Below are 2,639 nucleotides of genomic sequence, written 5' to 3' on the forward strand. Positions count from 1 at the left end.
GCCGCCCGCCCCGGGCGGCGGCCCCCCCCCCCCGCCCCTCCCGCCCGGCGGCCCCCCACGACTCCCGCAGCTGCGGCGGCACGAGGGGCCGCTGCCGGGTGGGCTGCGCTTTCGCGGCGCGACCGCACGCAGCTGCGAGGGGATGAGGGCTGCTGACGGGGGCGGCGGTCTCGCGGCACGACCGCACACAGCCACGGCGGCACACGGGCCGCTGCCAGGTGGACGGCGGTCTCGCGGCACGACCGCACACAGCCACGGCGGCACACGGGCCGCTGCCAGGTGGACGGCGGTCTCGCGGCACGACCGCACACAGCTACGGCGGCATCACGGCCACCGACGAGTGGGCAGCGGGCCGCGGCACGACCGCACGCAGCTCCAAGGACATGGCGACCGCTCCCAGGTGGACGGCGGGCCGCGGCGCGACCGCACGCAGCTCCGGAGACATGTCGGCCGCTGACGGGTGGGTGACGGGCTCGTAAGCGAGGGGTGTGGCCGCGGCAGGTGCCTGGGGCGTTGCGGTCGGCGGCACTGCTGTGTGTGGTGGTCGGTCGCGGGTAGGCGCGTCGGCGCGCTGCCGGGTGGGCGGCGGACCGTGGTGCGGTTGTGGTGCGGGGCGGAGAAAGCAATGCCGGCGCAGCTCCCCAGCTGCGCCGGCATTTTGCCGTCCGCCGCACCCCCGTCCCCACGGGGTTTCCTGGATGGATGTCCCCGCCCGGACCGCTCTTCCGGGCCTGGGGTCGCCGCTCAGCGCCCCAGCATCGCACCCACGGACGACGCCTGTGTGGCCACCGTCTCCCAGCCGTCGAAGACGAGCAGGAGCAGGGCCGCCAGGGGAAGGGCCATGAGCGTCGCCACCAAGGGGTGACGGCGGCCCGTCCGGCGTGGTGCGAACGCCGGGCGTCGCGGTGCCGTATGAGCCATGGTCCCTCTCCTGACCGTGTCTGTTGTGGTCGGCAGCGGCGGGTGTCTGACCTCGGGGGACGAGTGCTGCACCCGCCGCTTGACCTCAAATCTAGGCGCGGGGCGGGCACCGGGCGTCATGCCTTCGTACCGATTGCCGGGCCTCCCGGAGGATGAGCCATGACCTGGGATGTACTCCCCTGGGTGGAGACGTGGGTCCGGGTCTAGGGGTCTTCCCGGAGGGGGTGCCCGCTGTGTCCGGTCATTTCGGAAGCGTCCAGCAGGCCGGAAGGAGTGACTTCGATCACTCCGGAGGGGTGGAGGCGGTGCGCTGTGTGCGGGTCGTGTTCCGTACCGCAGCCTGGCCCCGCGTCGCCACCGGGTGTCCGCCCGGCGGGGACATGAACCGGCACCACCTGCCCCCTCGCGCTCTCAACGCCCTTGCGGTGAAGATCGGTTGGGAGAACGGGCGACCCAATGTCCCCGCGCGCGGCGCCTTCCTGAGCGCACATCACCTCGTAGCGGGGACCGGCACAATCCGTCGGCCCCGGAGGGCGCGGCCTCTGCGCGCAGGCGGCCGTGGAAACGTAAGCTGTGCCACGTCACAGGGACCGGGCAGCGGGGATGAACATGGCGATGATGCGCCTGAGGCGCGAGGACCCGCGCGTCGTCGGCTCGTTCAGGCTTCACCGACGGCTCGGCGCGGGCGGGATGGGCGTGGTCTACCTCGGCTCGGACAAGAAGGGACAGCGGGTCGCCCTGAAGGTGATCCGGCCCGATCTCGCCGAGGACCAGGAATTCCGGTCGCGGTTCGCCCGTGAGGTCTCGGCGGCCCGGCGGATCAGGGGCGGCTGCACGGCCCGGCTGGTCGCCGCGGACCTGGAGGCGGAGCGGCCCTGGTTCGCCACACAGTACGTCCCCGGGCCCTCCCTGCACGACAAGGTCGCCGACGAGGGCCCGCTCGGCGCGGCCGATGCCGCGGCGATCGGCGCGGCGCTGTCCGAAGGGCTGGTCGCCGTGCACGAGGCCGGTGTCGTCCACCGGGACCTCAAGCCCTCCAACATCCTGCTGTCCCCGAAGGGGCCGCGGATCATCGACTTCGGCATCGCCTGGGCCACCGGCGCCTCCACGCTCACGCACGTCGGTACGGCCGTCGGCTCCCCCGGCTTCCTCGCGCCCGAGCAGGTGCGCGGAGCGGCCGTCACCCCGGCGACGGACGTATTCTCCCTGGGCGCGACCCTCGCCTACGCCTCCACCGGGGACTCCCCCTTCGGGCAGGGCAGTTCCGAGGTGATGCTGTACCGGGTGGTGCACGAGGAACCGCATCTGAGCGGCGTCCCGGACGCGCTCGCCCCGCTGGTCCGGGCCTGCCTGGCGAAGGACCCCGAGGAGCGGCCCAGCACGCTGCAGCTGTCGCTGCGGCTCAAGGAGATCGCCGCGCGTGAGGCACAGGGCCTGGCCGACGTACGGCCGCCCGCGCCGCGCACCGCGGAGACGGACCGGTCCGCCGGGCGGCTCGCCGACACCTACCCCGAGCAGCAGCGCACCCAGCGGCGCACCTCCCCCGGCACGCCGGTGCCGCGCGGCGGCGTACCTCCCCGGGGCGGGGTACCGGCGCGTGGCGGAGCGGCCTCCCGGGGTGGCTAACAAATAGGAAATAATCAACCAGGAGCTATTACCGGAACTGGTCATTCCGACCTCAATTCTCCCTCAATTCGGTTGCGGGGGACATCTTATAT

At 73.2% G+C, this 2,639-nt stretch carries 1 pseudogene; it reads left to right on the top strand.

Annotation, left to right across the window (positions count from 1 at the left end):
• Nucleotides 1-1,524 precede the first annotated feature (1,524 nt).
• Nucleotides 1,525-2,544 (top strand): annotated as a pseudogene (locus tag ACWC94_RS23585) (serine/threonine-protein kinase); the annotation flags it as partial.
• Nucleotides 2,545-2,639: the final 95 nt, after the last annotated feature.

It is taken from the genome of Streptomyces sp. NPDC001135 (genome assembly GCF_053598395.1).